This window comes from Bacillus sp. SSR7, from assembly GCF_055902415.1.
This window is the reverse complement of sequence record NZ_JBVVXV010000003.1, coordinates 307,601-328,710: the sequence shown is the minus strand read 5'-3', so window position 1 is coordinate 328,710 and position 21,110 is coordinate 307,601. Positions and strand designations below refer to the sequence as shown.

Below are 21,110 nucleotides of genomic sequence, written 5' to 3'. Positions count from 1 at the left end.
CCCACCCTAGAATTCATTGTAAATAAATGTACTTGTGTTTGTATCATGGAATCCATACAACCAAAGTAATGCAAATAAAATTGCAAGGTAATAAACCGTCTTTGCAACCCATTGTGTGAGTGGTCGAGACCATATCTCTTTTAATCTTTCCATGTCTTTCCCTCTCTTAATGAAATAATAGCTCTTTGTAGGTATCATGTCCTACATGATTGTGAAAAAAACAAAATTCCACATTTTAGGTAAAAATAAGTCAAAAGGCTCTTTTCTGATATTAGCACTAAATACTAAAAAAGAAAATCCCTAACTTAGCAATTATATTACATTCAGCATCAATTTGTAATGGATTTGATATGTAAATAGGAAGTGGACTGTGTGAATACATAAAAGTGGACTAGAAGAATACGTAAAATATAGTATTTGTGCTTATGAGTCATTCGAGATGAAGTAAACTTTTACATTTCTAGCCCCTTTAAAAAGGAGGAAATTATTATGAATAGAGTGTGGAAGAATCTAATTTCGGAAGAAAATATCGTGAAATGGAGAAGGTATTTCCATAAGTATCCGGAATTATCATTTCACGAAAAAGAAACTTCGCAATTTATATATGATACAGTATGCTCATTTTCTTCTTTTGAAGTAACGAGACCGACGAAGTATAGTGTACTAGCAATTAAAAGAGGAACGGAACAAGGGAAAGTAGTTGCGATTCGAGCTGATATAGATGCTTTACCAATTCAAGAGGAGACAAATAAATCTTATACGTCTGTGAATAAAGGAATGATGCATGCATGTGGGCATGATGCTCACGCAGCTATTTTGTTAAGCACAGCAGAGGTACTGTCAAATATAAAGGAAGATTTTGCAGGGGAGATTCGTCTATTCTTTCAGCACGCAGAAGAGGTATATCCCGGCGGGGGACAAGAAATGGTTGAAGCAGGCGTAATGGATGGTGTTGATTATGTAATAGGTTTACATGTTATGTCAGGACTTGAGAGCGGGAAGATAGGAATTGCATATGGGCCGATGATGGCGGCACCAGACGTATTTACAGTTGAAATTCAAGGGAAAGGAGGGCACGCGGCGAGGCCAGAAGAAACGATAGATCCTATTGCTATCGGAGCACAGATTATTACAAATTTACAACATATCGTATCAAGAAATACAAGTGCTTTTATGCAAAGAGTCGTTTCAGTTACGCAGTTTCATGGGGGAATGGCTGATAATATTATTCCTAGTGCAGCAACTTTAATGGGAACTGTTCGTTCATTTGATCAAGCATTAAGGGTGGAAGCAGAAGAGAAAATTGAGAAAATCGTGAAAGGAATTACAAGAGCACATGGAGGGTCGTATACATATTCGTATCGATATGGATATGATCCAGTTATTAATGATGAATATATTACGAAAGTAGTAGAAGAAAGTGCACTACATTTGTTTGGAAATGAGCGTGTTGTGAAGCTTGAACCTTCTATGGGAGGAGAAGATTTTTCGGCATATTTAAGAAAAGCACCTGGTTGTTTCATTAAATTAGGGACTGGTAATAAAAAGATAGATACTTGCTACCCGCATCATCATCCAAAATTTGATGTAGATGAATCAGCTCTCATTTATGGAGTGGAATTATTTTTAGAGACAGCGATAAGATTACTAAAATCATAGAAAAGTATAAAAAAAAGGCAACTGCGCTCTATCGCAGTTGCTTTTATTTCTTTCCGTCAGAGAGGGCTGAGAAAGAACTATGCTCATTTATAGTATATGAATAGCTAACGGACAAGCTTGTACATTTTAATCATTTTTAAAAAAAAAGTTGTTGACAGTGATAATCAATGTCAATTAATCTAAAAGTAGTTGAAATTGATAATTATTATCAATAGGATGGATGCGACATGTTAATGAGAAAAAAATTTCACCTTCTACGGAGGGGATTAAAAGATAAAAATAAAGAAGTTGATCAGCATATGGAATGGCAACGAAATGTAATTCGTTCTGAATATGTAGATGAGAAGAAGAGCATTCAAACAGAAAAAGAGATACAAAGTAAAGGGAGAGGTTCAGTTGAGTAAGTTAGTAATGATTTTTGCAAGTATGAGTGGAAATACAGAGGAAATGGCTGATCATATTGCCGGCGTGATTCGTGAAACTGAAAATGAAATTGAAGTGATTGATATTATGGATTCACCAGAAGCCTCTATATTAGAACAGTATGATGGAATTATTTTAGGTGCATACACTTGGGGAGATGGTGACCTTCCTGATGATTTCTTAGATTTTTATGACGCAATGGATTCTATTGATTTAAATGGGAAAAAAGCGGCGGTATTCGGATCATGTGATTCGGCTTATCCAAAATACGGCGTGGCAGTTGACATTTTAATAGAAAAGCTACAAGAACGCGGAGCTGCAGTTGTGTTAGAAGGACTAAAAGTAGAATTAACGCCAGAAGATGATGATGTAGAAAAATGTTTACAGTTTGGAGCTGAATTTGTAAAACACCTTTCTTAATGGCAGAAGGGAGATGAAGAGCAAGTGCATGAGAAAATCGCAATTAAAACGATGACAGATTATCATTTGTATGATTTTATGCGTTGTCCGCATAAATTTTATTTTCGTCATATAAAAAGAAGAGAACCTTCTTCGTTTGAATGGCAACAAATCGCACAAATGATTGTGAATCGAATTATTAACGAATATTACACACTACCTGCAGGTCAACAAACGAAAATTGTACTTTTAATATTAATAGAAAAGTATTGGAAAAAAGTAAGGGTTAATATGTTTGTTTCAAAGACTGAGTATTACATTGTGTTGGCGAAGCTAACGGATCACTTATTACAGTTTGTTGAAAGAGATAATAGTCAGACACCACCGTTATTTTTATATGAAAAATTTCAAACATATATGGAAGAGTTAGGTGTCCACATGTCATTGACATTAGAAGTTGGTGAGTGGAGTACTGAGTCGTTTGTAATTAAAAAGTATGTTGTCGATGCGGATGAGGAAATGCTTGCTCTTTGTCAAAAGTTAATGACAGTATTCAGTTATAAAGCTTTCGGCATTCTTCCAGGAAAAATTGAAGTTATTAATTTAATAGAAGGAACTAAGTATGATTACATTCCGAAACAGGAAGATATTATAACTGGAATGGTTCATTTATCTAGAATGAAAGAAATGTTACAGCAACCTGAGCATTATACAGAGCGTCATTTTCGTTCTGAGTGTATAAGTTGTGCATTTCGTAGTGAATGCCAAGGGGAAGAAGTAAAGAAAGAAGCGAAACAGAAGAAAAATATCGTACATTAAAGGATGCAATGTTGCATTCTTTTTTGTTATTGACATGAAAAGCTTTTCATCATGTACCGTATATTTGTAGCAGATTTTAATAAAGGGAGGAATAATCAATGAAAGATGAAACGCAAGTATTTCAATGGTTAAAAGAACAGAATGCCCCTTTTGGAATTCAACTGCAAATTTTACAGGCATTTCAACTGTATAAAGTCATTGTTGAAATGGATAAAAAGTTAATGTTATATGAGGAGAGAGAATATAGGGAGAGAATGTAATCTCATCCCTGTAGTATTGCTTTCAGTTGTTCTATACTAGCTAAAAACTCAAGTTCATTCTTTGTTTCAAAGTTATAAATCATATTATGTAGTAAAGGACTGTATTGATAAAAATTTGTGATGTGGTGAATGAGTAATGGATCATGGTGTGAAGTAAGTGTACTGTATTGTTCATATACTGATGTAGTAAATTCATGTCCGAAATCATAATATAGCCCAGCAAAATCAAAGGCAGGATCTCCAATTTGAGCATCACCAAAATCGATAATTCCTGAAATGGTTTTATTTTGGTTATCAAATAAAATGTGATGATGTGTAAAGTCACCGTGAATGATTGTATTTTGAAATTTGGATGTAGCTAGGCAGGAAAAGAAATTCTCGAATAAACGATTTAAGGCTGATTTCTGGAACGAAGTAAGATTGTTAGTAACATACTTATTTAATTTTGTTTGTAGCTCTTTCCAGTAGGTAAGTGTTTTTTTAATAGGGAATCCTAACGCTGTAACATTTTTTAAAGGAATACTATGTAGAGCAGCAAGGAAAGTTGCTAATTGTGTAATAAGTGCTTTTCGTTCTTGTTTTTCTAGTGTAGTAACTATTTCTGTTTTTAAAGGTTCACCATGAATGAGAGTATAGTAGCTACAAAGCGGAATAGCATCAGTATTCTTTTCATAGAATAGGTGATACTTTGGAACTTCAATTTCATGTAGTGAACAAGAGAGAAGTGTGCATAGTTCTTTTTCTAATGGAATTCGCATTGCATATTCCTGTTTTCGCGGGAAACGAAACAGTAGCTCATCATTTACTATAATCGCTACATTATCCCATCCTTCTTCATTTTGTTTATAGGAATGTATAGAAAGATTAGGTAGAGCTTCTTTAATATATTGTTTGTAAGAGTCCATAATTGTTCCTCATTTCTAAGTTAAGTTATTCTATCCCATGATATCAGAATTTTCCATCTATATGTTAAAATATAATTATTATTATGAAGAGGGGGGAGTGTTATGAAGAAAAGACTATTAATCACTTCTCTAATGAACCAGCACCATAAATAGCGATATAAAAAATCCCCCAGTTCTTTGAGGGATTCTAAAGGTTTTCATTTTGTTGACCAATTTCTTTTTGAGCAATATATAAATTTCCTTGCTCGACTTGTTTTTGAGTAAGAACAGAATCACCTGCATACCCTTTTTCTGTTTTTACAGTTCTTTTTGAACGATTGGAATCTTGTTTCTTCATATAATAAATCACCTTCCATCAAAAATAAACGAAAATGATAAGCACAAGCAATACAGCAGCAAAAATGGTAATACCCATTAAAAACGAAGTGTTTTTATATTTAGGTTGTTTATGTACATCTTGCCGATATCCAGGTGAAATTTCAGGGGCGAATTCTTCGTCGAATGATTGCTTTTTTTCTTTTTCGTCCATATGTATCCACCTTTCTTTTTCATTATGTTATACGTTTAAAGAAAAAATATGCATAAAGAAAACCGCCCTCTATCGTGAGCGGCGGTCTTCTGTTGTGTATTTTCTTTGAACTTGAAAGAGACGGACAAGCAGGAAGGTTGCTCCAAATGCTAGACCGATAATAAGACCAATCCAATATCCTTTTGCTGCCCAATCAGTATAGGTTGCTAATATGTAGCCAAGAGGGAGACCAATTACCCAATAGGCGATCAATGTCATAATTAAGGCGACATTTACATCTTTATAACCACGTAGTGCCCCTTGTACAGGAGTTGCAATTGCATCTGAAATTTGAAATAAAATCGCAAATATAAGGAATTCTTTTGCTAAATGATGAACTTGTATATCTGTCGTATAAATCGAAGCAATTTCATCATCAAAGAAGTAAAGAAGAATGGAATATAATAGGGCGAATGCAAGTGCTAAGCCAATCCCGATAAATCCATATTGTTTTGCGTTATTATATCGTTTCGCTCCAACTTCAAATCCAACAGAGATGGTCATGGCCATTGCTAAACTTAAAGGAGTCATATATAGCAAAGAAGCGAAGTTCATAGCTGCTTGATGAGCTGCGATTGTTGTCGTACTAAAATTACTCATCATAAGTGTTACCGCAGCGAAAATACTCGTTTCAAAAAAGATAGCAAATCCGATAGGGACGCCAAGTTTTAAGAATTCTTTCCAACTCGAAAGAGAAGGGCGATATAATTGTTTAAAGATATTGAAAGATGCAAAAGGCTCTTTCGTACGAATAATCATAACGGTAATAATTAAAATGCACCAATAGGTTGCTGCAGAAGCAATTGCTGCTCCGACACCACCGAGTTTTGGAAAACCGAAGTTACCGAAAATTAATACATAATTTAATACTACATTAATTGGTAATGATAGTAATGTAATGATCATCGTTGTACGAGTTTTTCCTAATGCATCAATAAATCCGCGTAAAACTGTGTAAGTAAATAAAGGGATAATTCCAATTGCGATAATACTTAAAAATTGTGCTGCAATACGTTCTACAGGTTCTTCTAATCGCATGCCATTTAAAATAGGTGTAACAGTAAAGAAACCGATAAGGATAACAATGAGGCTAGCGAAAATGGCTAAATATACTGCCTGTATGACAACGTGAGGAACATCCTCTTTTTTCTTAGATCCAACGAGTTGTGCAACAATTGGAGTCGTAGCCATCAAAATTCCTGTTAATCCCGTACTAACTGGAATCCATATACTTGTTCCGATAGCAACACCTGCTAAATCAATAGGGCTTGCATGTCCTGACATTGTCGTATCGAAAAAACTCATTGCAAATAATGACATTTGCGTAACGAAAATCGGGAAAAATAGTAATACAAATTGCTTTAATTTTTGTGATAATGAATTAGTTTCTTTCATAAAATCCCCTTTCCGCTAAAAAACAAACTCTAACTATCATACAATTTAATCAAAAAATAGAAAAGAAATACGTGTCTACAACATACGGTATCAATAAAAAAAGGATGCACTTTAAAAAGGGATAAGGTATTATGGTAAGGTGTGAAAAAATTACATATTATTTGTTATTAAGGAGGCACTACTTGTGGCTGATTGGTTAATTGGTTTAATCATGGGTGCTGTTGAAGGTTTAACAGAGTTTTTACCAGTATCATCAACAGGACATATGATTTTAACAGGACACTTAATTGGATTTGAAGACGAGAGAGCGAAAGTTTTTGAAGTTGTAATCCAATTGGGATCGATTTTAGCGGTTGTAGTTGTATTTTGGAAACGGTTATGGTCGTTAGTTGGAATTGGAAAAGTAAAAGAAGGGCCATCGTTAAATTTATTACATATTATTATTGGGATGATTCCTGCCGGGGTACTAGGTGTATTATTCCATAGTGCAATTAAAAAGGTTTTATTTGGTCCAGGACCAGTTGTCATTAGTTTAGTGGCTGGTGGTATTTTAATGATTGTTGCTGAGAAGTTTTCAAAACCAAGTACAGCAAGAACGTTAGATGAAATCACATATAAGCAAGCATTTACAATTGGAATGTTCCAATGTTTAGCACTTTGGCCAGGATTTTCTCGTTCTGGTTCTACAATAAGTGGTGGTTTATTAGCTCGCGTGTCGCATACAGCGGCAGCTGAATATACGTTCATTTTAGCAGTACCGATGATGGTGGCTGCAACAGGATTAGATTTAATTAAAAGCTGGGATGTATTAAGCTCGGCAGATGTAACGTTATTTGCAACAGGATTTGTGACTGCATTCGTTGTTGCGATGCTTGCAATTGTTTCATTCTTAAAATTATTAGCTCGTGTAAAACTAACACCGTTCGCTTATTACCGTTTCATTTTAGCTGCGGTATTCTACTTCTTCATTATGTAAGAAATAGATTCTTGGTAACACCCTATAGAATAGACATTTGAAAAAAGTCTATTCTATAGGGTGTTTTTTTATCGTGAGGGAAAATTTTTACCCTCATATACTTGTATTTCACCATATGAAATATGACATAATGATGTCTATATAATAATTTTAAGGAAATCGATAGTGTATTTGAGAGGGGCAGTTTAGTGAGTTTTGCAATAGAAATAGTAATTCCAGCACCAATTGATGTTGTATTTGATTATGTAAATAATGACGAGAAAATAATGGAATGGAGTACCTTTATGGTGGAAAATAGGTATCCTCCACATGTAGATGTAAATAATCCTCGTGAAGGTGATAAATATATATCCGTGCAAAAGATGGGAAAGAAAATATATGAGTTTGAGGCAGAAATTTTAGAGTGTGAAGCACCTTATATCGTATCAATTGGATGTGAAATGAAGCAAGGCTATACAGCCGCAACTTATATGTTAGAAGAGGATGAGGAAGGTACATCACTTACTTTAATTATAGAATTTGAACCGAAGAATTTTTTATATAAGATTATGTATAAGTTGACTGGATGGATGACCCGTGCAGTATATATGGGTGAAATGGAACGGTTAGCAGAGTGCGTAGATGCTGCATATTCTCAGAAAAAAGGATTGTAATTTTGTTTAATAAAAAACCTGCCGAAATCGGCAGGTTTTATTTTATTACTTTCTCAATCATACTTTCCATTACATGTTCCCAAAGAGAAGTGTCATCAGCTAATGTGGCACGGAAATTAGCGTACATTTCTTTTTGTTTCTCTTCGAATGTTGGGTCTTCTTTTTCAGGCAATGTAGCGCGCATTGAAGTTACTAACTCTTGTACTTTTGGAGCACGTGGTCCCCAAACGGCTTGTTCGTTTCCATCTTTATCAATGAAAATAAAGATTGGAATCGCACGTGCTGTTCCATTTGTTAAATATTGATCCATTAATTCTAAGTTTTCATCGCGAATTAATAATGACATATCAATATTTGCAACTTCAGAAATTCGTTTCATAACAGGCACGCATAAAAGAGCATCGCCACACCAATCAGCTGTTAATACGATAACACGCCAGCCATCATTTTGACGTTCTTCTAATACAGGAAGTAATTCATTTGGAATTAAAAAGTTATTGTAAATGTGCAGTAGCTCGTATTGATTTACTTTCATTTCATTCACATATGTATCAAAGGACATACCTTTATCAGCCCATTGTTGTAAGTTCATAAGTAACACCTCTTTAGTATGATTTGTTTTCATTGTACCAATTTTTATATAGAAAAGCTTGTATTCTTACTCTTTCTTGTCACTTAATAATTTACTTAATAGGAAAAAGAATAGTACGACACATAATTCAGCTATGTTGGATAGTTGCACGCTCTCTATCCAATCGTCAGCGGTATGAATGACGAACCAATCTAGCGTAATTTCAATGATTGCGAAAAGAGTAATAGAAAGCCAATTTGGCATGTTTTGTGTCATTGCATATAGCAGTGCCTTGAAGAAACTGAAGATGAAAAATATAATACCGTCTAAGAAAGTAATTAATAAAAAAAATAGAAGTAAGGCAGTGCGCGACCTATACTCTACACCAGTAATATGAAAGATTCCTACATATACAAAAAATATAAATGCAAAAATTACAATGAGGAACAGAATAACAAAACCAATAATCAAAGTTTTATCTTTTAGATTGAGATTCAAAAATTTGTCTTCTTCACCCACTATCCCAACTCCTTTTTTTGGAAATTCAACTTCATTTTATCATGAAATATCTATTAAAAAACTACGAATTATGGGAAAATAAGGTGACAAAAAGTAAGATTTCATGTAAAATTATTAATAAGGTTTTTATTTAACCAAATGAAATAAAAGGGGCTGTCAAAGTTGTCTCAAAATCGAGAGCAATTAATGGAAGAACTATCGACAAATGTTTTTGCTATGTTCCGCACGTTGCGTAATGATATTGGAAAAATATTTGGTGGTTACATACCGTGGAATGAGTTCATCGTCCTTAGAATATTGAATCGTACGAATAAAGAAATGGTATCACGTGTGGCGAATGAGTTAAATGTGTCGAATAGTCATATTACAGCTGTTACAGAAAAATTAATTAATAAAGGTTTTGTAACTCGTTCACGTTCTACGTCAGATCGCCGAGTTGTATATTTGGAGATTACTGAACAAGGAAAAGATTTAGTTGCAAAAATGGAAGATGCAAAAAAACAATATTTGCAAGAAAGATTTTCTGCGCTTTCAGAAGAAGAAATGAATATAATGATATCTATTTCTAAAAAACTTATTTAAGTCATTATAAGTAAGAAAACGCTTACGTTTTGAAAAGAAGACTTTCCTTATATGAGGAAGGTCTTCTTTCGTATGTAAAAGATTATAAAAAAGAAAATATGTAACATACTACTAATAAAGGAAGGGGGCAGAAATATGACAAATCGAAATGGGAGTAAAGGGAGCGGAAATCAAGGCTCACCGAAATCAGGGCAATTTCAGCAAGAGTTTAGTGCAGAATTTGAAACTGGTAACGATAATAAAGGAAAAGAATATCGTTCGAAAAAGGGAAGTAAATCAAAAAAGGAGTGAATCATTTCACTCCTTTTTGATTTAAGACGCGGCAGATTGATCTGTAGTATATTTTTCTTCTGATTTTGCGACAATCATTGCGCAAATTGCATCACCAGAAATATTTACAGCTGTTCTTGACATATCTAGAATGCGGTCAATACCGATAATTAAGGCAATACCTTCTACTGGTAGATTTACTTGATTTAAAACCATCGTCAGCATTACAAGCCCAACACCTGGTACACCAGCAGTACCGATACTTGCTAGTACAGCAGTTAATACGACTACAGCTAACTGGGAGATAGTAAGTTCAACGCCGTATACTTGAGCGATAAATACAGTTGCTACACCTTGCATAATGGCAGTACCATCCATATTAATTGTTGCACCTAGTGGTTGTACAAAAGAGCTGATTGCTTTTGGAACACCAAGCTTCTCTTGTGCGGTTTTCATTGCAAATGGAAGAGATGCATTAGAGCTAGATGTACTAAATCCAATCGCCATTACTGGTCCGAAATGTTTAAAGAAACGGACAATGCTTTCTTTTGCTAATACTTTTAATAAGCCACCATATACGAAGACACCGTGAATAATAAGTACTAGCATAACGACAATCATATACTTGAACATCGCAGCGACGCCTGCAAGACCCATTTTACCAACGGATGAAGCAAGCAACCCAAATGTTCCGATTGGAGCTAATTTCATAACGAGATTAACGAGATACATCATTAATTCGTTGCCCTGTTCAAGTAATGAATGAATACCTTGGACACGTTTTCCTAAAATAGCTATACCAAGTCCAATTAATACGGCAAAGGCAATAATTTGTAACATGTTTCCATCAGCCATCGCTTTTGCTGGATTATCTGGTACGATATTTAACAATGTATCAACGAAAGATGTTTCGGTTTTTGCCCCCTCATATTTAAGCCCTTCGGTTTTAAAGTTACCGCCAGATCCTGGTTTTATAATAAGTGCAAATGTAACAGCGATAGAGATGGCAACAGCTGTTGTGACGAGGAAGAATGAAATTGATTTTAAACCAATTCTTCCAAGTTGCTTCGGATCTCCAAGACCAGCAGCTCCAAGCACGATAGAAATAAACACAACAGGAACAACTAGCATTTTAATGAGTCGAATAAATAATTGACCAAGTGGATTGAACACATATTGATTTAATGGATCAAAAATGGATGGAGCAGCTAAATTTAAAGTAAGTCCGACAACTAAACCGAGAAATAATGCAATTAAGATTGCTTTTGTTTGTTTCAATAAAATCCCCCCTTATTTTTTGTAAAATAGCTTTCTACATTAATTGTACCGAAAAAATACCTATTTTGACAATATTTTCTGAATATTTAGTGTGAGATTTTTGTTTTAATGTAGAGAGGATTACATTTTGTATTTGAAAAACAAAATAGACCATCACATAGGATGGTCTAGGGAAGGGGACAATTTATGTCAATTTAATTAGGGATGGAAGCCATTCAAAGACACTGGGGAATGTCTCTTAAATTAGGGAGGAATAGCTTCGATACATATACTATAAAAGGTAAGTGTGACTTTGATGTGAACATAGAGTGAAAGGGAGAGGGAGTTTTAAATAGAAGATAGAGTAAACAAAAAATAAGACCATCACACAGGATGGCCTAAGGAAAGGGACAATTTATGTCAATTTAATTAGGGATGGAAGTTGTTCAAGACACTGGGGAATGTCTTATAAATTAGGGAGGAACAACTTCGATATATATACTATAAAAGGTGAGTGTGCCCTTGATGTGAACATAGAGTGAAAGAGAGAGGGAGTTTTAAATAGAAGATAGAAAGACAAAAAATAAGACCATCACACAGGATGGCCTAAGGAAAGGGACAATTTATGTCAATTTAATTAGGGATGGAAGTTGTTCAAGACACTGGGGAATGTCTTATAAATTAGGGAGGAACAACTTCGATATATATACTATAAAAGGTGAGTGTGCCCTTGATGTGAACATAGAGTGAAAGAGAGAGGGAGTTTTAAATAGAAGATAGAAAGACAAAAAATAAGACCATCACACAGGATGGCCTAAGGAAAGGGACAATTTATGTCAATTTAATTAGGGATGGAAGTTGTTCAAGACACTGGGGAATGTCTTATAAATTAGGGAGGAACAACTCCGATACATATACTATAAAAGATAGATGTGACCCCTATGTGAACATAGAGTGAAAGATATGAGGATTTAAGAAATGATACATATAAAATGATTGTTGCGAGAGTTGTAGAGTAAGGATAAATATAATAGAAAGAGTCTTGTCATAAAATGAAGTAAAGTTCGAGTATAAATAAAAGTTGAAAACTATGAAAAAAAGGATTATGCTCAACTATATTATAAGAATATAAGGTTTATCCCGCTATTTAAGGTTTTTTATCACGCTTTAATGGGCAGTAAGACCCCCACCTCAAAATTCAGCGAAAGCAAAGAAATTAGGTGGGGGGCGGGCTGCCCATTAAAGCCCGATTGGTTCAACTAATAATCAGTGGGGGATGAAGAAAACCCCCACTGATTAAAGTTTCACTTTATAAGCCTTTAGTTATGAGGGGCAAAAAGGGAGTTAGTGAATATGGAAGTAACAAAAAGACAAAGGCTGTATAATCGTTTTATACGATTAAATCCACCACAAATATTAGCATTAGGTTTTTTCTGCCTAATTGTGGTTGGCGGTTTGTTATTAAAGTTACCATTCGCAACGAAAGTACATATTAGTTGGGTAGATGCTTTCTTTACGGCAACATCAGCAGCGACTGTAACGGGATTGGGAGTAGTAGATACTGCAAGTACGTTTACGATGTTCGGCGAAATTGTAATTATGTTTTTAATTCAAACAGGCGGTCTAGGTCTTATGACAATTGCCATTTTAGTTGTTTGGGTATTAGGTAAAAAAATCGGATTACGTCATCGCTTGTTAATTGGAGAGGCGTTTAATCAGACAAATATAGGTGGTCTCGTAAAATTAGTAAAACGTGTCTTTATATTTTCAATTTGTATTGAGTTTATTGGAGTCATCTTTTTATCATTTCGTTTTATTCCAGAGCTTGGCTTTGGAAAAGGTGTATACTATAGTATTTTTCACGTGATCGCATCTTATAATAATGCTGGATTTGCTCTATGGCCGGATAATTTAACAAGGTATGTAGGCGATCCTATTATTAATATTGGGATTTGCTCTTTAATCGTAATAGGTGGTCTCGGATTTACCGTATTAATTGATATATGGTATAGCCGGAGTTTTCGAAAACTATCGCTTCATTCCAAAATCATGATTATTGGAACGGTAGCGCTAAATGTGATAGCGATGCTTGTGATTTTTGTATTGGAATATAATAATATGAAGACGTTAGGGAATTTACCTTTAAATGAAAAGTTATGGGCTTCTTTCTTCCAAGGGATTACTCCTCGTACTGCTGGATTTAATACAGTTGACTACGGGGGAATGGAAGAATCATCTATATTATTTACGATGGTTTTAATGTTTATTGGTGCAGGAAGTGTATCAACAGGTGGAGGGATTAAATTAACAACGTTTGTTATTTTAGTTACATCTGTCCTTTCTTTCTTTAGAAAGAAAGAGGAAATCGTATTATTTCAGCGCACAATAAAAATGTCGACAGTAACGAGAGCATTAGCCATTGCCGTTGCCAGTCAAATCCTCATTTTTGCAGCAGTATTTGTATTAATGCTTACAGAAAACTTCAGTTTTATTGAGTTACTATTTGAAACAATTTCAGCATTTGGTACTGTAGGGTTAACGATGGGGATTACTGCGAAGTTATCAGCATTTGGAAAATGTATGATTATGTTTGTTATGTTTTGTGGATTAATTGGACCGTTAACACTTGTATTTTCTTTAGCGCGACCAGCAAAACAAAAAATTAAATATCCGTCAGAAGATGTATTTACAGGATAAGGTATCCCGCATAAGCGAGATACCTTTTTCTTTTTAAAAGAGGGAGAACAATAAGCCGATAAGTGCTACTCGGAATAAAATTGCAATGAGTGCTGCAATTCCGCCGACAATCGCAGCGATACCACCAGTTACAGTAGCTCCGCGGTTATAAGCGTAAATACCTAGTAGTACAGAAACAAGACCGAATAATGTTGGGAAGGTGAAAAGTGATAAGATAGATAAGGCAAGAGCGATAAAGCCAGCCGTTGATCCAGCAGCGGAAGATCTTACATCATCTTTATGGTCCTTCTCATCGTAATCATAATCAATGCGCTGTGGTGCAACCTCAGCTGCATATTCTTCTTTATAGTCACTATAATCACTATCTATTCTATCTCTTTTTTTATACTCATCAAATTTCTCAGTCAAAGTCATGACTCCTTTCATAACAAGGTTCAATAGTAGTATGTATCTCTTTATCTTTTTTATCCCGCTTTAATGGGCAGTAAGACCTCCACCTCAAAATTCAGCGAAAGCAAAGAAGTTAGGTGGGGAATCAACTGCCCATAAAAGTCCGATTGGTTAGGGCTAATAATCAGTGGGGGATGAAGAACCCCCACTGATTAAAGTTTCACTTTATCCGAGTATGTACAGGGAGTAATATCCATTTAAAAGGTGAAGATTGTTTTTTTGAAATAGGAAAAGTTAGTATGACTTCCTCTATTTTGGAAAGTATAAAAAAGAATAATGAGGAAAGGGTGCAATACATAATGGAACATCCAATTGAAAATTTAATGAAAACAGCAATGACAAATTTAAAAGAGATGGTAGATGTAAATACGATTGTTGGAAGTCCAGTTTCAACAGCTGATGGAAATGTAGTATTAACAGTATCTCAAGTGGCCTTTGGTTTTGGAGCTGGAGGAAGTGACTTTAAAGGTGAATTTATTTCCCAAAAACATAATAATGGACAAGGGCAGCATAAAGAGAATAAGCAAAGTCATCCATTTGGAGGCGGAAGCGGGGCTGGGGTTTCTATTAGCCCAGTTGCTTTTTTAGTAGTTGGTTCTAACGGTGTGCAAGTATTGCACCTCAATAGTAGTACGCATTTAATTGAGAAGGCTTTAAATACTGTACCAAGCACTGTAGATAAATTTGTAAATAATCGTCAAAAGTGAACTTGCATTTTTTAGGAATTATGATATATTAGAAAAAGTGCGCTTTATGATGATCGGAATAATTGAACTGTAAATATATATGATGTGTGGAATAAGGGAGAGGAACTTATGATTAATATCAAAAACTTAGTAGTTGGCTTATGTATGTTAGTAAGCGGCTTTGTTGTATATGTAATAAAAGAAAAAGCTCCATTCTAAAACAGACAAACCGTTACTGTCTGTTTTTAATTTGTAAAAAATGTTGACAAGTTATTATATTGATGTTAAAATTTTAATTCGTGTCTCGGTTACAGCTAGTGTAAAGTGAATAAATCTTATAAATATAATACGAAAAGTTTGCGAAAGATCGGGTAGTTTTACCAACAACTTTTGTGAACAAACCCTATAAATTATAATTATAGGCTTTATAGGTATACTAGTGAATCAAGGAGCGGTCAGTGGAACCGTAATGATGAGAGAGAGGTAGGGCTTTCATCCAGTATATGTTACTTTCCCGTTAGGTGAATATAAAAAAGAGGGCTCCTTTTCAGAAGGAGTCCTCTTTCTTTTTGTGTATTGAATTTAAATACGGCTTTCAACTTGTTGGCAAATTTCATCCGTTGTTAAACCATGAGCTGTAATTACCGATCCTTTTATTGAGGTATCTGCAATACCCATCATATTAGAATCTTGCCCAGTTACAACACAACAGTCGCATCCTTGTGCATCATGTTCTGAGTTAAGGGTAACGACCTCATGTCCCTGTTGCTGAAGAGCTTGCTGAACATCTGTTAACGAGTTTTCAACACCAATTTTAGCCATAATTCTCACCTCCTACCATCTAGTTGTTAGTATGCTCAAGTTCGGCGCATATATTTATGAAAGATGGTAGGATATATTCATTTGTTTAGTCGTTATATACACCAGTAAGCATTTGGCTTACGAATTGATCGTTTAAAGTATCTTGGGCGGAAGAAGTATTTGAATGGATGTCGATGGAAGCAATAAAATTGTTATGTTTTTTATTATTTGGTTCTACCTCTACATAATTATCGAATTTACAAAAACCTTTCGTATCCATTAGATCAAATAGTTGAAGCATTTCTACTACCTCTTGTCTCGTTCCTTTAATTTGTACACACGCCATATTGATTTCCTCCTTCATTTTGACAAATTGTTTTTTAAAAATAGGATTATGATTCCGAAATGAAAAATATGAATGTTATTTTTAGACAGCGTTATTTTTATTATTTTCCCCCTTTTTCAGCAAAAGTCATTGTATATTCCCGAATTTATAAAAACGGACGTCCGTTTATTGAATACAATAGATTCGTATCAATTGACGAAAATCCTTCTTTTAAACAAATATTTTTTTTAGTGAAAATTGACGAAAAAAATTTTTTGACTTTTTGTAAACGTTAACAATGTTGTTAAATCAATATAATTAAAGATGTACGTGCGAATAAAAATTATAAATTTTCTAAAAATTCACTTGATTTATTTAGAAAGGAGAGTAAACTAGGAAACAATAAAAAATTCATAGAACATAGGAGGCGCTTTCCAGTGAACGAGCAATGGATTTTCTTAAATGGAGAATTTGTTCCAAAAGACGAGGCAAAAGTATCAGTATATGATCATGGTTATTTATATGGAGATGGAGTATTTGAAGGAATTAGAGTCTATAGCGGTAATGTTTTCCGTTTGAGAGAGCATCTTGTCCGGTTATATGAATCAGCAAAATCCATCATGTTAGAAATTCCATATTCTTTAGATGAAGTAACGAATATTGTTGTTGAGACGATTCGACAAAATAAATTATCTAATGGATACATTCGCCTAGTTGTATCGAGAGGAGCAGGAAACCTTGGATTAGATCCTGATTCTTGTAAAAAACCGAATGTAGTAGTAATTGCAGAGCAACTATCTTTATTCCCGCAAGAATATTATGAAAAAGGGATTCCAGTTGTAACAGTTGCAACGCGTCGAAACCGTCCAGATGTATTGTCGCCTCAAGTAAAATCTTTAAATTACTTAAACAATATTTTAGTTCGCATCGAAGCGAAATTGGCTGGAGTACAAGAAGCGCTTATGTTAAATGATCAAGGATACGTAGCTGAAGGCTCAGGGGATAATGTATTTATTGTAAAAGGAAATAAATTAATTACACCACCAAGTTCTGCTGGAGCGTTAGAAGGTATTACACGAAACGCTATTTTAGAAATTGGTGAAAAACTTGGATATGACGTTAGAGAAGAGTTATTTACAAGACATGACGTATATGTAGCTGATGAAGTATTTTTAACAGGAACAGCAGCTGAAGTAATTGCTGTTACGACAGTAGATGGTAGAACGATTGGTTTAGGGCAAACGGGTCCACATACGAATCGTTTATTAGAAGAATTCCGAAAGTTAGTTATAGAAGATGGAGAGAAAATTTACGAAGAAAATAAAGTTGGATAACAACTCTTTATAACATAAGAAAGCGTTGATAGGGAGGAGTAGTTGATTGTGAAGCCTCACAGAGAGTCGGTGGTTGCTGGAAACCGATGGTTCACGTCGACGAACATCGCCCTTGAGTGCTAAGCTGAAGCATTTGTCTAGGCTTAGACGGTAGCTCCGTTATTAGCTAGACTCATTTTATGGGTCACTGAGGCAAGAGTATTCTTGCAAAGAAGGGTGGTACCGCGAAATCTTTCGTCCCTTCAGCACATAGCTGGAGTGTGGACGTAGGATTTTTTTTATTGATAAAAGTTTTTAAAAGGGGGCTTATAAGAACAATGTCTTCAAAAACGGAAGAGAAACTGGCAACTGGTGCACAGCTATTGTTAGAAGCGCTAGAAAAGGAAGGAGTAGAAGTGATTTTTGGTTATCCTGGTGGTGCTGTTTTACCTCTTTATGATGCACTCTATGACTGTGAAATTCCGCATATTTTAGCAAGGCATGAACAAGGTGCTATTCACGCTGCTGAAGGATATGCCAGAATTACTGGCAATCCAGGGGTTGTCATTGCAACGAGTGGACCGGGTGCTACAAATGTGATTACTGGTCTAGCAGATGCGATGATTGATTCATTACCACTTGTAGTATTTACAGGGCAAGTAGCAACAACGTTAATTGGAAGTGATGCTTTTCAAGAAGCAGATATTATGGGGCTTACGATGCCGGTGACCAAACATAATTATCAAGTGCGAAAGGCTTCAGATTTACCTCGAATTATTAAAGAAGCATTTTATATTGCTAGAACAGGAAGACCAGGGCCAGTCGTTATTGACCTTCCGAAAGATATGGTAGTAGAGCAAGGCGAACGATGTAATGACGTACAAATGGATTTACCAGGATACAATCCGAATTATGAACCGAATCTACTCCAAATAAACAAATTATTACAAGCAATTAGGACTGCAAGCAAGCCGTTAATTTTAGCTGGAGCAGGTGTATTGCATGCGAAAGCATCAAAAGAGTTAACGAGTTTTGCTCGTAAATATGAAATTCCAGTTGTGCATACATTACTTGGTCTTGGAGGCTTTCCGCCAGATGAAGAGCTTTTTCTAGGGATGGGAGGAATGCATGGTTCTTACACAGCTAATATGGCGTTATATGAATGCGACTTACTCATTAATATAGGTGCGAGATTCGATGATCGTCTTACTGGAAATTTAGCTTATTTTGCGAAAGAGGCGACTGTCGCGCATATTGATATTGATCCAGCAGAAATCGGAAAAAATGTGCCGACTGAAATTCCTATTGTTGCAAGTGCTAAGCAAGCGCTCCAAGTATTACTTCAACCAGAAGGAAGAAAAGAAGATCATCATGAGTGGATCTCTTTATTAAAGAAAAGAAAAGAAAAGTATCCATTCTCTTATAAACGAAATTCTGAAAGTATTAAGCCTCAATATGCAATTGATATGTTATATGAAATTACGAAAGGAGAAGCGATTGTAACAACAGATGTGGGGCAACATCAAATGTGGGCAGCCCAATATTATCCGCTAAAAAATCCAGATAAATGGGTAACTTCAGGAGGATTAGGAACGATGGGATTCGGATTCCCTGCAGCAATTGGTGCACAAATTGCAAAGCCTGAAGAATTAGTAATTGCAATTGTCGGTGACGCTGGATTTCAAATGACCCTACAAGAATTAAGTGTGTTAAAAGAACACTCCTTACCTGTTAAAGTGTTTATTTTAAATAATGAAGCTTTAGGAATGGTAAGACAATGGCAAGATGAATTTTATAATCAAAGATACTCGCACTCTTTACTGTCGTGTCAACCAGACTTCGTCGCTCTTGCGAATGCGTATGGTATAAAAGGAGTTCGCATAGATGATCCACTTCTTGCAAAGAAGCAAATACAGAATGCGATTGAATTACAAGAGCCAGTTGTAATTGATTGCCGTGTACTTCAATCAGAAAAGGTAATGCCGATGGTTGCGCCAGGGAGAGGTGTTCACCAAATGGAGGGAGTGGAAAAAAGGTGAAGAGAATTGTTACAGCAACAGTTCGAAATCAAAGCGGTGTGTTAAATCGAATTACAGGTGTTATGACACGAAGACATTTTAATATTGAAAGTATTTCAGTAGGTCATACGGAATCATCGGATATATCGCGGATGACGATTGTTGTACACGTTGAAAATGAACAGCAAGTGGAGCAGTTAATTAAACAACTTCATAAGCAAATTGATGTTTTGAAAGTATCAGATATTACAGAAGAAGCGATGATTGCAAGAGAACTTGCACTTATTAAAGTAGCAACTTCAGTAGCGAGAGCGGAATTATATAGTTTAATTGAACCGTTTCGAGCCGCTGTAATAGATGTTGGAAAGGATTCCATAGTTGTGCAAGTAACCGGTACGCAGGAGAAAGTAGAAGCGTTAATTGAATTACTTCGTCCATACGGTTTGAAAGAAATTGCTAGAACAGGTGTAACAGCATTTACGCGTAGTATGAAAAAACAAGATAAGCAAATTATGTTAATTCAATAATCATTTAAATATAGGGGGAAATGAAAATGGCAAAGGTTTATTATGAGAAAGATGTAACGGTAAATGTATTAAAAGAAAAGAAAGTAGCAATCATCGGATATGGCTCGCAAGGTCATGCGCATGCGCAAAACTTGCGTGATAACGGATTTGATGTAGTAGTAGGTTTAAGAAAAGGGAAGTCTTGGGATAAAGCGAAAGAAGATGGATTTTCTGTATATACAGTAGCGGAAGCAGCAAAGCAGGCTGATGTAGTAATGATTTTACTGCCAGATGAACTGCAACCAGAAGTATATGAAGCTGAAATTGCACCAAATTTACAGGCAGGAAATTCTCTCGTTTTTGCACACGGATTTAATGTTCACTTTGATCAAGTAAAACCACCAGCGAATGTAGATGTATTTCTAGTAGCCCCAAAAGGTCCAGGACATCTTGTACGCCGTACATTTAGTGAGGGCGGCGCTGTTCCGGCATTATTTGCAGTATACCAAGATGCAACAGGAGTTGCGACTGAAAAGGCACTTTCTTATGCTGATGGAATTGGAGCGACGAGAGCGGGCGTATTAGAAACGACGTTTAAAGAAGAAACAGAAACAGATTTATTTGGAGAGCAAGCTGTACTTTGCGGCGGAGTAACTGCGCTAGTAAAAGCTGGATTTGAAACGCTAGTTGATGCAGGATACCAGCCTGAACTTGCATATTTTGAATGTTTACATGAACTAAAACTAATCGTTGACCTTATGTATGAAGGTGGACTTGAAAATATGAGATATTCAGTTTCAGATACAGCACAGTGGGGCGACTTCGTATCAGGACCACGCGTTGTAACGGAAGATACGAAGAAAGCGATGGGTGCAGTACTAGCCGAAATTCAAGATGGTACATTTGCGAAAGGTTGGATTGCAGAGCATAAAGCAGGAAAACCAAATTTCCATGCGACAAATGAGAAAGAGAATGAACATGAAATCGAAGTAGTTGGACGTAAATTACGTGAAATGATGCCTTTCGTACAGCCGCGAGTAAAGGCAGGGGTCAAATAA

28 protein-coding genes and 1 other annotated feature are annotated in these 21,110 nt (G+C 35.5%); of the genes, 17 read left to right on the top strand and 11 right to left on the bottom strand.

What is annotated here, in order from left to right:
• Window positions 1–6: 6 nt before the first annotated feature.
• Window positions 7–153, bottom strand: coding sequence for a teichoic acid D-Ala incorporation-associated protein DltX (locus AC0NJG_RS09030; RefSeq protein WP_000440293.1), 147 nt, complete (start codon window positions 151–153; stop codon window positions 7–9).
• 336 nt (window positions 154–489) lie between these two features.
• Here AC0NJG_RS09030 and amaA point away from each other — a divergent pair, with 336 nt between their 5' ends.
• From amaA to AC0NJG_RS09005, 5 genes are all read left to right on the top strand, one after another.
• Window positions 490–1,659 (top strand): N-acyl-aliphatic-L-amino acid amidohydrolase, encoded by a 1,170-nt coding sequence (gene amaA, locus AC0NJG_RS09025; RefSeq protein WP_087951780.1) that lies wholly within the window; start codon window positions 490–492, stop codon window positions 1,657–1,659.
• 233 nt (window positions 1,660–1,892) lie between these two features.
• Window positions 1,893–2,063, top strand: coding sequence for a hypothetical protein (locus AC0NJG_RS09020; protein WP_164083067.1), 171 nt, complete (start codon window positions 1,893–1,895; stop codon window positions 2,061–2,063).
• Complete coding sequence (locus AC0NJG_RS09015; protein ID WP_087951781.1) at window positions 2,056–2,502, top strand: flavodoxin; 447 nt, start codon at window positions 2,056–2,058, stop codon at window positions 2,500–2,502. Before AC0NJG_RS09020 ends, AC0NJG_RS09015 begins: the two co-directional genes overlap by 8 nt.
• A gap of 24 nt (window positions 2,503–2,526) precedes the next feature.
• Entirely contained in the window at window positions 2,527–3,300 is a 774-nt protein-coding gene (locus AC0NJG_RS09010; RefSeq protein ID WP_087951782.1) for a hypothetical protein, read from the top strand.
• Between the two features lie 98 nt (window positions 3,301–3,398).
• A complete protein-coding gene (locus tag AC0NJG_RS09005) occupies window positions 3,399–3,560 on the top strand; it encodes a hypothetical protein (protein ID WP_016716967.1) in 162 nt (53 codons plus the stop codon).
• Window positions 3,561–3,562: 2 nt separating this feature from the next.
• Here the strand turns inward: AC0NJG_RS09005 and AC0NJG_RS09000 are convergent, their stop codons facing one another.
• From AC0NJG_RS09000 to AC0NJG_RS08985, 4 genes are all read right to left on the bottom strand, one after another.
• Window positions 3,563–4,465: an aminoglycoside phosphotransferase family protein gene (locus AC0NJG_RS09000; RefSeq protein ID WP_474062989.1), complete on the bottom strand. Its 903-nt coding sequence runs from the start codon at window positions 4,463–4,465 to the stop codon at window positions 3,563–3,565.
• A 187-nt stretch (window positions 4,466–4,652) separates the two neighbouring features.
• Window positions 4,653–4,802 carry a hypothetical protein gene (locus tag AC0NJG_RS08995; RefSeq protein ID WP_000743738.1) on the bottom strand — a complete coding sequence of 50 codons (150 nt, stop codon included), beginning with the start codon at window positions 4,800–4,802 and terminating at the stop codon, window positions 4,653–4,655.
• A gap of 18 nt (window positions 4,803–4,820) precedes the next feature.
• A complete protein-coding gene (locus AC0NJG_RS08990; RefSeq protein WP_000343560.1) occupies window positions 4,821–4,994 on the bottom strand; it encodes a hypothetical protein in 174 nt (57 codons plus the stop codon).
• A 69-nt stretch (window positions 4,995–5,063) separates the two neighbouring features.
• The gene (locus AC0NJG_RS08985) at window positions 5,064–6,428 is read right to left on the bottom strand and encodes an MATE family efflux transporter (protein ID WP_087951784.1); all 1,365 of its coding nucleotides are present in this window, start codon (window positions 6,426–6,428) and stop codon (window positions 5,064–5,066) included.
• Between the two features lie 184 nt (window positions 6,429–6,612).
• On the opposite strand from AC0NJG_RS08985, the gene uppP reads away from it, so the two are divergent.
• Window positions 6,613–7,404, top strand: coding sequence for a bacitracin resistance undecaprenyl-diphosphatase (gene uppP, locus AC0NJG_RS08980; protein WP_000796264.1), 792 nt, complete (start codon window positions 6,613–6,615; stop codon window positions 7,402–7,404).
• Window positions 7,405–7,592: 188 nt separating this feature from the next.
• The gene (locus AC0NJG_RS08975; RefSeq protein WP_016716970.1) at window positions 7,593–8,057 is read left to right on the top strand and encodes an SRPBCC family protein; all 465 of its coding nucleotides are present in this window, start codon (window positions 7,593–7,595) and stop codon (window positions 8,055–8,057) included.
• Window positions 8,058–8,094: 37 nt separating this feature from the next.
• Here AC0NJG_RS08975 and AC0NJG_RS08970 read toward each other — a convergent pair whose 3' ends face one another.
• Both AC0NJG_RS08970 and AC0NJG_RS08965 read right to left on the bottom strand, forming a co-directional pair.
• Window positions 8,095–8,682, bottom strand: a complete 588-nt coding sequence (locus AC0NJG_RS08970) for a thioredoxin family protein (protein WP_140421174.1) — start codon at window positions 8,680–8,682, stop codon at window positions 8,095–8,097.
• Between the two features lie 33 nt (window positions 8,683–8,715).
• The gene (locus tag AC0NJG_RS08965) at window positions 8,716–9,147 is read right to left on the bottom strand and encodes a YrvL family regulatory protein (RefSeq protein WP_088326538.1); all 432 of its coding nucleotides are present in this window, start codon (window positions 9,145–9,147) and stop codon (window positions 8,716–8,718) included.
• A 162-nt stretch (window positions 9,148–9,309) separates the two neighbouring features.
• On the opposite strand from AC0NJG_RS08965, the gene AC0NJG_RS08960 reads away from it, so the two are divergent.
• Both AC0NJG_RS08960 and AC0NJG_RS08955 read left to right on the top strand, forming a co-directional pair.
• The gene (locus AC0NJG_RS08960; RefSeq protein WP_016716972.1) at window positions 9,310–9,729 is read left to right on the top strand and encodes a MarR family winged helix-turn-helix transcriptional regulator; all 420 of its coding nucleotides are present in this window, start codon (window positions 9,310–9,312) and stop codon (window positions 9,727–9,729) included.
• 135 nt (window positions 9,730–9,864) lie between these two features.
• Window positions 9,865–10,020: a hypothetical protein gene (locus AC0NJG_RS08955; RefSeq protein WP_000184931.1), complete on the top strand. Its 156-nt coding sequence runs from the start codon at window positions 9,865–9,867 to the stop codon at window positions 10,018–10,020.
• 21 nt (window positions 10,021–10,041) lie between these two features.
• Here the strand turns inward: AC0NJG_RS08955 and AC0NJG_RS08950 are convergent, their stop codons facing one another.
• Window positions 10,042–11,277, bottom strand: a complete 1,236-nt coding sequence (locus tag AC0NJG_RS08950) for a dicarboxylate/amino acid:cation symporter (protein ID WP_016716973.1) — start codon at window positions 11,275–11,277, stop codon at window positions 10,042–10,044.
• A 1,332-nt stretch (window positions 11,278–12,609) separates the two neighbouring features.
• Between AC0NJG_RS08950 and AC0NJG_RS08945 the strand changes: the two genes are divergently transcribed.
• Entirely contained in the window at window positions 12,610–13,953 is a 1,344-nt protein-coding gene (locus tag AC0NJG_RS08945; RefSeq protein ID WP_474062988.1) for a TrkH family potassium uptake protein, read from the top strand.
• Window positions 13,954–13,986: 33 nt separating this feature from the next.
• On the opposite strand, the gene AC0NJG_RS08940 is transcribed toward AC0NJG_RS08945, so the two are convergent.
• Window positions 13,987–14,379 carry an imidazole glycerol phosphate synthase gene (locus AC0NJG_RS08940; RefSeq protein WP_002020776.1) on the bottom strand — a complete coding sequence of 131 codons (393 nt, stop codon included), beginning with the start codon at window positions 14,377–14,379 and terminating at the stop codon, window positions 13,987–13,989.
• A gap of 263 nt (window positions 14,380–14,642) precedes the next feature.
• Between AC0NJG_RS08940 and ytfJ the strand changes: the two genes are divergently transcribed.
• Entirely contained in the window at window positions 14,643–15,110 is a 468-nt protein-coding gene (ytfJ, locus tag AC0NJG_RS08935; RefSeq protein ID WP_087951787.1) for a GerW family sporulation protein, read from the top strand.
• A gap of 108 nt (window positions 15,111–15,218) precedes the next feature.
• Complete coding sequence (locus tag AC0NJG_RS08930; protein WP_000608225.1) at window positions 15,219–15,308, top strand: hypothetical protein; 90 nt, start codon at window positions 15,219–15,221, stop codon at window positions 15,306–15,308.
• Window positions 15,309–15,671: 363 nt separating this feature from the next.
• Here the strand turns inward: AC0NJG_RS08930 and AC0NJG_RS08925 are convergent, their stop codons facing one another.
• The gene (locus AC0NJG_RS08925) at window positions 15,672–15,911 is read right to left on the bottom strand and encodes a YkuS family protein (protein WP_001062582.1); all 240 of its coding nucleotides are present in this window, start codon (window positions 15,909–15,911) and stop codon (window positions 15,672–15,674) included.
• An 85-nt stretch (window positions 15,912–15,996) separates the two neighbouring features.
• Window positions 15,997–16,236: a DUF3911 family protein gene (locus AC0NJG_RS08920; RefSeq protein WP_000752509.1), complete on the bottom strand. Its 240-nt coding sequence runs from the start codon at window positions 16,234–16,236 to the stop codon at window positions 15,997–15,999.
• Between the two features lie 59 nt (window positions 16,237–16,295).
• Between AC0NJG_RS08920 and AC0NJG_RS08915 the strand changes: the two genes are divergently transcribed.
• The 5 genes from AC0NJG_RS08915 to ilvC all read left to right on the top strand — a co-directional run bounded on the left by AC0NJG_RS08915 (window position 16,296) and on the right by ilvC (window position 21,110).
• The gene (locus tag AC0NJG_RS08915) at window positions 16,296–16,511 is read left to right on the top strand and encodes a hypothetical protein (RefSeq protein WP_140168456.1); all 216 of its coding nucleotides are present in this window, start codon (window positions 16,296–16,298) and stop codon (window positions 16,509–16,511) included.
• A gap of 141 nt (window positions 16,512–16,652) precedes the next feature.
• Window positions 16,653–17,549, top strand: a complete 897-nt coding sequence (ilvE, locus tag AC0NJG_RS08910) for a branched-chain-amino-acid transaminase (protein ID WP_001005497.1) — start codon at window positions 16,653–16,655, stop codon at window positions 17,547–17,549.
• Between the two features lie 16 nt (window positions 17,550–17,565).
• Window positions 17,566–17,794, top strand: a binding site (T-box leader).
• A 72-nt stretch (window positions 17,795–17,866) separates the two neighbouring features.
• On the top strand, window positions 17,867–19,567 hold the full coding sequence (ilvB, locus tag AC0NJG_RS08905; RefSeq protein WP_087951789.1) for an acetolactate synthase large subunit: 1,701 nt from the start codon (window positions 17,867–17,869) through the stop codon (window positions 19,565–19,567).
• Window positions 19,564–20,073, top strand: a complete 510-nt coding sequence (gene ilvN, locus AC0NJG_RS08900; protein ID WP_087951790.1) for an acetolactate synthase small subunit — start codon at window positions 19,564–19,566, stop codon at window positions 20,071–20,073. Before ilvB ends, ilvN begins: the two co-directional genes overlap by 4 nt.
• 26 nt (window positions 20,074–20,099) lie before the next feature.
• Window positions 20,100–21,110 (top strand): ketol-acid reductoisomerase, encoded by a 1,011-nt coding sequence (ilvC, locus tag AC0NJG_RS08895; RefSeq protein ID WP_087951791.1) that lies wholly within the window; start codon window positions 20,100–20,102, stop codon window positions 21,108–21,110.